5 protein-coding genes are annotated in these 8,053 nt (G+C 45.8%); 3 read left to right on the top strand and 2 right to left on the bottom strand.

Going from position 1 to position 8,053, the window contains the following annotated elements:
* The first annotated feature begins 144 nt into the window (after positions 1-144).
* Together QT992_RS10790 and QT992_RS10785 are read left to right on the top strand one after the other, a co-directional pair.
* Entirely contained in the window at positions 145-3,372 is a 3,228-nt protein-coding gene (locus QT992_RS10790) for a DUF499 domain-containing protein (RefSeq protein ID WP_333376979.1), read from the top strand.
* A 389-nt stretch (positions 3,373-3,761) separates the two neighbouring features.
* Positions 3,762-4,190 (top strand): DUF7680 family protein, encoded by a 429-nt coding sequence (locus QT992_RS10785; RefSeq protein WP_333279332.1) that lies wholly within the window; start codon positions 3,762-3,764, stop codon positions 4,188-4,190.
* A 353-nt stretch (positions 4,191-4,543) separates the two neighbouring features.
* Here QT992_RS10785 and QT992_RS10780 read toward each other — a convergent pair whose 3' ends face one another.
* Positions 4,544-4,705, bottom strand: coding sequence for a hypothetical protein (locus QT992_RS10780; protein ID WP_333376977.1), 162 nt, complete (start codon positions 4,703-4,705; stop codon positions 4,544-4,546).
* A gap of 250 nt (positions 4,706-4,955) precedes the next feature.
* Complete coding sequence (locus QT992_RS10775; protein ID WP_333376974.1) at positions 4,956-5,129, bottom strand: hypothetical protein; 174 nt, start codon at positions 5,127-5,129, stop codon at positions 4,956-4,958.
* 71 nt (positions 5,130-5,200) lie between these two features.
* Between QT992_RS10775 and QT992_RS10770 the strand changes: the two genes are divergently transcribed.
* The gene (locus tag QT992_RS10770) at positions 5,201-7,960 is read left to right on the top strand and encodes a DUF1156 domain-containing protein (protein WP_333376972.1); all 2,760 of its coding nucleotides are present in this window, start codon (positions 5,201-5,203) and stop codon (positions 7,958-7,960) included.
* The last annotated feature ends 93 nt before the right edge of the window (positions 7,961-8,053 follow it).

Raw genomic sequence — 8,053 nt, 5'->3', positions numbered from 1 at the left:
TGGAACAGGCATCTTGCCTGTTCATCCTGCCAAAAAAGATGAATTTGATTGTGGAACAGGCATCTTGCCTGTTCATCAAAGCTAATTAAAAATGGTTTGACATCTCAATTTTAATCATTTACCCAACACCAAAGAATCTTTGATATGCTGCCATTAATCTTTGATACCTGTGTGCCCAGAGATGAGATTTTATCGGGAGACTTGTCTCTAGATTTATTTGCAGCCAAATTGCGGCTGGTAGTGGAAGGAAATGCACCTCAAGTTTATCAAGATGCCAATAAATTCTTTGCCAATACTTTCGCAACTGATGGCATTAAAACCCTGATCCGGGAAGTTTTTAGCCGCTTGATGAAGCAAAGCGCCGGGGCTGGGGTAGTTCGTTTGGAAACGAGTTTTGGGGGCGGCAAAACTCACGATGAAATTGCACTCTGGCATATCTGCAAGCAAGGGCGAGAAATTGCCGGATTGGAACGCTTTACAGATATTAGCGTTATTCCCGATCGCCCGATCCAAGTTGCAGCGATCGACGGTCGAGATTTAGACCCAGAACAAGGAGTTTATCACTCGGACAGCGGCTTGACAACCTACACTCTTTGGGGCGAAATTGCTTACCAAATTGGCGGCATTCCAGGCTATCAGTTACTGCAAGGCAGCGATAAAAGCGGTGTCAGCCCCGGTACTTCGGTGTTAGAACGGTTGACGGGGGGACAGCCGACTGTCATTATTTTAGATGAAATTGCGCGGTATTTGCGATCGGCAAAAGCGAAACAAATTGGCAGAAGCGATTTAGCCGAACAAGTGGTAGCTTTTCTATTTTCGCTGATGGATTTGGCGGCAGCGTGCGATAATTTAGTATTGGTTTATTCCCTCGCCTCGACAGCAGATACTTTTGCTGAAGAAACGGCAGAATTGCAAGAAACGATGCGCGCTTCCGCAAGACAAGAAAGGGTTTTGAGTCCTTCTACAGATATCGAAATTTACAACATCGTCAAACAGCGCGTGTTTGACAGAGTTAGCGAGGAAGCGGCGCAAAAAGCGGCATCGGAATATTTGGCGGCTTATCGCAATTGCCGCGTTAATTTGCCCGATGGGTGCAAAGATGCGTCATACTCAAAGGCGATCGCCCAAAGTTATCCGTTTCACCCGGAATTGTTCAATCTTCTTACTAAAAAAATTGCTTCTATTCCCGAATTTCAGAAGACGCGGGGCGCTTTGCGATTGTTCGCGCAAGTCGTGCGGCATTTGTGGGAAAATCGCGATGGTTGGATGCCGATGATTCACACGCATCACATTCCTATAGGGATGGATGGCGAAATTACTAACGATCTTACTTCTCGGTTGCAGCGATCGCCCCTGCGGAATGCGATCGGTGCGGATATCTACAATCCCGATGGTAGGCCGGCTTACGCACAATTGCAAGATGGGGAATGGATAGCAGCGGGAAAACCGCCGTTTTCTACTTGGGTAAGCAGAACAATATTTTTGCATTCTTTGACTCAGGGAAATTCTTCGGGAATTCGGCTGGCTGAGTTGAATTTGTCGCTGCTAATTCCGGGCGTGGAAAGCGGTTTTGTCGATCGCGTTTTAGAAACGCTAACCAAGGTAGCCTGGTATTTAGACTTCGATCCGATGACTTCCTTGGCGCGGTTTAAGGAAGAACCTTCGATTAACAAAATTATTACCGAGGAGAAAGAACAAGTCGGCGTATTGTTGGCGAAAGAAGATTTGCGGATTCGCCGGGACAGCATTTTTGCTAAGAAATTTTTCACCTTAGTTTCTAATGTCGAAAGTCCCTCAGATGTAGACGACAACCCGGATGATGTGGCGCTGTGCGCGATCGACTTTGACGAAGCCACGGTGGATGCTTCTACCGACGCAGCGCCGGAATTAGTCGATCGCATTTTTAACAGTAGCGGCGAATCCGGGAAGTTTCGCACCTACCGCAACCGGTTGTTATTTTTGGTGGCGAATCGGCTAGAATTAGAAAGGGCGATCGACAATGCCAGAGAATACAAAGCTATTCAAAATATTCTCAAAAGTCAGAACCGGATGCAAGATTTATCGGGAAGCCAGCAGAAGCAATTGAAGGAAAGGGAAGGCGCGAAAGATATTGCGGTGAGAGTATCTTTGACTAATGCTTACCGCCATTTATTTTATCCGTCAAATGATGCTGTGAAAGCACCGAAAGGGTTGATGCACTACACTCTTTCCGCCCAGGATGCGAGTATGGTGAAAGGCAAAAACAACCAGCAGGATGTGATTCTTAAAGCCCTGAAAGATTGCGGCAAGATTCGCCCGGAAGAAGCTAAACCTTTCGCCCCGGCTTTTATCTTGCAAAAAGTTTGGCCTGCGGGGTTGGATAGTTGGACGACGAAGGCGCTGCGCGATGCTTTTGCTAAGGATTGGAGTTTGAATATTCTCCTTGATGCGGAAGTTTCGATGCTGCGGGAAACGATTCGCCAAGGTTTGAAAATGGGCAATTGGGATATGAAAGTCGGGGAGAGACTATTTATCAAAACTGATGATAGCGTGTTGGTGTTGCCGGAGACGATCGAGTTTAGCGATCGCGCCTCCCTATACAAGCGCGGCATTCTCGAACCTCCAGCGCCCAAAGAAGTGGAACTCAGCGCCCAATTGATGCCGAGTGCAGAAGCGGCAAAACCCGTGCGGGTGAGGTGGAAAGCCAAAGGAGCACTGACGGTTAGTTTGTATCAAGATGATGTTTTGATACCGGGAAATTTCTTCCCTTCCGATGAGTATGACGCCACCGCTGTGAATAACAGTATATTTCGGGTGGTGGCCGATTACGGTAACGGTGAGACAGCAGAAAAAACAACCAATGTCAATCTAAATCCTCAAGTTCCTAGCGCGCGACATCCCAGCAATCCTCCTTATGTTGTGGAAACGGTACAGCCGAGTTTGTGGGAGGCGAAACCGCCGATTCTCGAACTTGACGGCACGGTAAATGCGGTATTTGCGGGATTGGGCGATCGCATTAGCGACTACAAAGTTCAAGGCATCGAAGTGCTAGAATTGTCTGTGAATCAAGTAACGGATTATCGCAAATTGGGAACAGCAATTGCCCTATTGCAGCGCTGGCAACCGCAAATCGATCAAACAGCAACCATTCAAACCGGCGACCAATTTGTGCGGTTTGAATATCAAGGGCAGATGCGGGGATTTCAGAGCTTTTTCTCGACAATCAACAGTTTGTTGAACAGTCCCGACGCGGATGCCCATGTTAGTTTGAAAATCATCTTAGAATTCAAGCCAGCTTTGCCGGCAAATGCCTCGGATATTAGCAGTATAAAACAAACGCTCGATCGCAATCCAGTAGAGCGTTTAAATTTAACGGCAAGGGTGATATATTGAAATGTAGGGGCGGGTTAACCAACAATATGTGGCAAAAATCAACACTCTCAAAAACCCGCCCCCACCCCACGGTAATTTGAGATGTAGGGGCGGGTTAACCAACAATATGTGGCAAAAATCAACCCTCTCAAAAACCCGCCCCCACCCCACGGTAAATCGCAATCTACCTCTTTTAACATACCAGCATCATACATAGGTCAGGGCGGGTTTGTGAGAGGGTTGGTTAATGGCGATTATGGTTGGTGAACCCGCCCCTACAGGAATCGCGATCGAACATGATATGATGTGTAAATTAATTATTGTATGGAAATGTAGGGGCGGGTTCACCCACAATATCTGGCAAAAATCAACAATCTCATAAACCCGCCCCCACCCCACAGTAAATCCTTATGCAAGAATTTCAATTACGAATTTTACCGATCGATAATAACAACTTCGCATTAGAATTGTATCAATGCGCGTACAAGAAAGCGGGAGAGAAAAAGCGTCCGGCGGCTAAGCGATTGGGGCGACTCAAAGGAAATGCCCTGGTTTTGGCGAGACAAAAGATTTATGCAACTCTCAAAGCGAACAATTACGATCCAAAAACTTTATCTCAGCAGCGACAAACTCCTTATATATTATCAGAAGAATCGGGGGTGAGTTTGGCGATTTTATTTCAATCGCTGCAACCGCTATCGAAAACCGAACGAATTGCGAATATTGCCGAAGGGATTATGGCGATGAGTAATGAAGAGGCACATTATTGGTTTGGTAAAATTGCCAATGGCAATCGTTCAAATGCTTTGAAAGCCTTGCGAATTTTATTGGGAGATTAATCTGATGAAAGTTGCTGATTTGACCTATCTACTCGTTCCCAGGCTCTGCCTGGTAACGCATATCAGGAGGCTCTGCCTCCCATCTTTCCCAGCCACAAACGAGGCACAGCCTCTAGACAACACGACTCATATTAAATTTCGTCATTCCGATAGTCCGTCAGGGGTTGAAACCCCTGCCTCATAGCGAAAGTCGTCTAAAGACGACTAATATTAAATCCGGCTTTAATACATCATCTATTCTATATAAAATCTATCGTAACTCCTGCGATTGCCAAGTATAACGAACAATGACATACCTATATAAACGCACCCAAATCTGATATAATTAACTCTTCAGTCGTCTTCAGACGACTTCAGCTTTGAGACAGGGGTTTCAACCCCTGGCGGACTGCGGGAATGTCGAACAATTCTCTGGAACAATCCAAATGTCGGACTGCGGGAATGTCGAACAATTCTCTGGAACAATCCAAATGTCGGACTGCGGGAATGTCGAACAATCCAAATGTCTGTCTCATAGCTAAAATCGTCTAAAAACGACTCATATTAAATTTCGTCATTCCGATAGTCCGTCAGGGGTTGAAACCCCTGCCTCATAGCGAAAGTCGTCTAAAGACGACTAATATTAAATCCGGCTTTAATACATCATCTATTCTATATAAAATCTATCGTAACTCCTGCGATTCTAAAGTATAACGAACAATGACATACTTATATAAACGCACCCAAATCTGATATAATTAACTCTTCAGTCGTCTTCAGACGACTTCAGCTTTGAGACAGGGGTTTCAACCCCTGGCGGACTGCGGGAATGTCGAACAATTCTCTGGAACAATCCAAATGTCGGACTGCGGGAATGTCGAACAATCCAACTGTCGGAGGCGGGCTACAAGCCCAACCCCTACTCCCCACAATAAAATTAAATCTTTGTGGAACAGGCATCTTGCCTGTTCCTAAAAACAACAACCAACAACTAACAAATCATGCGCCCTCACCTCTTCATCGAGAAAATCATGCCCGTAAATCTGCTAAACAAGCAGGTTTATTACGAACACGGCGGCAATCCATTTAAAGGATTGCATCGCTGGTATTCGCGCAAACCTTTATCGTTTTCTCGCGCTTCGGTGTTGGGGTCGATTTTACCCGCCGATATCTCTCCAGAAGAGTTTGAATATTTGCTCGGATTGGAACCGGGGAAGGAAATTAAACTCTACAAAACTCCCCCGTCTTCGGTGCGAATTAAAAAGGTTCATGACTATTGCGAGAAGGTGTGGGGGAATCGCACGCCGACGATTTTAGATGCGTTTGCGGGTGGGGGAAGCATTCCGTTTGAGGCGGCGCGGTACGGGTTGAATGTGTTGGCGTCGGATCTCAATTCGGTGGCGGTGGTGACGATGAAGGCGGCGATGGAATATCCGCTGAAATTTGGCCCCGATTTACAGGAGGATATTGATAAATGGGTGAAATGGGTGGGAGATGAAGCCGAGAAAAGATTAGCTGAGTTTTTCCCTTCTTTACCGGGCGAAACTGTGCAGAATTATTTTTGGGTTCATACGGTGGTTTGTCCGAGTTGCCAGTCGGTTGTGCCGTTGAGTCCGAATTGGTGGTTGTATAAGCGCCCGGAAAAGCAGAACTTACATAAATGGTGTGCGGTGAAACCCATCCCTAACTTGGAACAGAAGCGGGTTGATTTTGAATTGGTGAAGGGGAAGAAAGGCAAGGAATCGACGATTAAAACGGATGCGGGTGAGTACGATCCGAGTGTTTATAATACGATCGGCAGAAGTGTTGGTAAATGTCCGAATTGTGATAATGTTATCGAGCAAGAATATTTAATGAAACAGGGCATTAAGAATCAATTAGAATATCAACTATATGCAATTGCTTTCAAGAAAGGGAAAGGGAGTTTAGAGTTTAGACTAGCTAAAAATATTGATTTAGAAGGAGTAAATAAAGCAAAAGATATTCTTGAAGATAAATATCAAAAAAATTGCTCATCTAATTTGCCTAACGAAGTTATATCAACAGGATTTAATACAGATCAATTATTACGTTATGGAATGGATAGATGGGATAAACTCTTTAATTCCCGTCAGTTGCTAACGCTTGTCAGTTATGTGGAAATTATCAACGAAGCTAAGGCGCTGCTACAGGCTGAGTATGAACCGGAAAAGGTAGAGGCGATTATTACTTATCTAGCTTTAGTATTAGATAGATGTGCTGATCTGAACAGTCGCTTGACAAGATGGCAAGATAGTGCGGCCTCTGCTAGGGGCGCACAATCTACTCATGCACTTAATTTAATGTGGAATTATCCAGAAGTATCAGGAGATAACAAATTATGGTGCTTATGTTCTGAAGCTGTAGCTATTGATTATGAAAAACTTTGCGCCTTATTCGGCACAAAACCCCACTCAATTGGCTTACCTGGCATCGAACAATACGACCCCAAAACCATTCAAATCAATGCCGCCTCCGCCGATAGCCTCTACCACATTCCCGACAAATCCGTCGATGCGATTATAACAGATCCGCCTTACTATGCCACCATTCAATATGCCGAAATTTCCGACTTTTTCTACGTCTGGATGAAGCGCACATTAGGCGATATTTTCCCCGATTTATTCTACTCAGAACTCACCGACAAAGATAGAGAAGCGGTAGCCAATCCGTCGCGCTTCCGCAACATGGGTACATCCCCCGATGAACTCGCCAAACAAGATTACGAAGCAAAAATGGTGCTAGCTTTTAGCGAATATTACCGAGTTTTGCGCGATGACGGCGTGATGACAGTCCAATTCAACCATAAAGAATCCGGCGCGTGGGATGTGCTCACAAAATCCCTCATTGATGCAGGTTTCGAGATTACCGCATCCTGGGCTGTCAGTACCGAAAACCCGCAAAACTTGCACCAAGCGCATAAAAACTCGGTTTCTAGTACAGTTCTCCTCGTCTGTCGCAAACGCGATCCTAACGCCGCCCAAGCTTGGTGGGATGATTTGCGCCCGGAAGTCGCCAATCTCGTCGAACAACGCGCCCCAGAATTTGAAGCCAACGACATCAAAGGAATCGACCTTTATTTAAGCGCCTTTGGCCCCGCTTTAAATGTGTTCAGCCGTTCCTATCCCATCCTCGACAGCAGCGGCGAAGAAGTGCGCCCGGAAGTTGCATTTGCTGAAGCCAGAAAAGCCATAGCAAACTATCGCTTCCGCAAACTTGCACAAACCGATACGGCCGGATTTGACGCCTTGACGCAGTGGTATTTCCTCGCGTGGGATGCCTTTGGCGCTGTCGAGTTCCCCTTCGATGAAGCGCGACAACTCGCCCTCGCCGTCGGCGGTTTCAACGTCGTTGATTTAGCAAAAGTCTACAAATTAATTGACTCAGTTAGCGGCACTTGCAAACTTTTGACACCGAAACAGCGGCTGAAAAAAGGAGCTTTTTCGGCCAATCCGCAAGATTTTTCGATTACCTATTTAGTCGATGGATTGCACGCAATTATCGGTTTGTATCAGGAGGACGGAGATATTCAAATCGTGCGCGAGTTTATGAAAAAAACGGCTTTGACTGATAACGATAATTTCATGCGGGCGATAGAGGTGGCGCTGAAAGTGATTCCGCGTATTGGGGATGAGAAGAAACGCATCCCGGAGGAGAAGGCTTTGTTAGATTTGTGGTTGGCGATGGATGAGATTAAGGCCAAGGTTGTTTATCAACAGATGGAAATTCCGTTTGAGGGACAGTTGAGTTTAGATTTGAATGTAGGTGGTTGAAAGATTACTCGGCGGTTGAAAATCGGCGGTTGAAACCGCGTCTACACAAACGAAGCGGTTGAAAATCGGCGGTTGAAACCGCGTCTACACAAA

Source organism: Microcoleus sp. T3_D1 (genome assembly GCF_036700405.1).
Lineage (GTDB): Bacteria > Cyanobacteriota > Cyanobacteriia > Cyanobacteriales > Microcoleaceae > Microcoleus.
This window is presented reverse-complemented; position numbering and strand designations above follow the sequence as displayed.

Bases quoted from the DNA above. Each gene is read 5' to 3' on its own strand.
- QT992_RS10790 (WP_333376979.1), top strand. From the start codon at position 145: ATGCTGCCATTAATCTTTGATACCTGTGTGCCCAGAGATGAGATTTTA.
- QT992_RS10770 (WP_333376972.1), top strand. From the start codon at position 5,201: ATGCCCGTAAATCTGCTAAACAAGCAGGTTTATTACGAACACGGCGGC.
- QT992_RS10780 (WP_333376977.1), bottom strand. From the start codon at position 4,705: ATGAGACAGACATTTGGATTGTTCGACATTCCCGCAGTCCGACATTTG.
- QT992_RS10785 (WP_333279332.1), top strand. From the start codon at position 3,762: ATGCAAGAATTTCAATTACGAATTTTACCGATCGATAATAACAACTTC.
- QT992_RS10775 (WP_333376974.1), bottom strand. From the start codon at position 5,129: ATGCCTGTTCCACAAAGATTTAATTTTATTGTGGGGAGTAGGGGTTGG.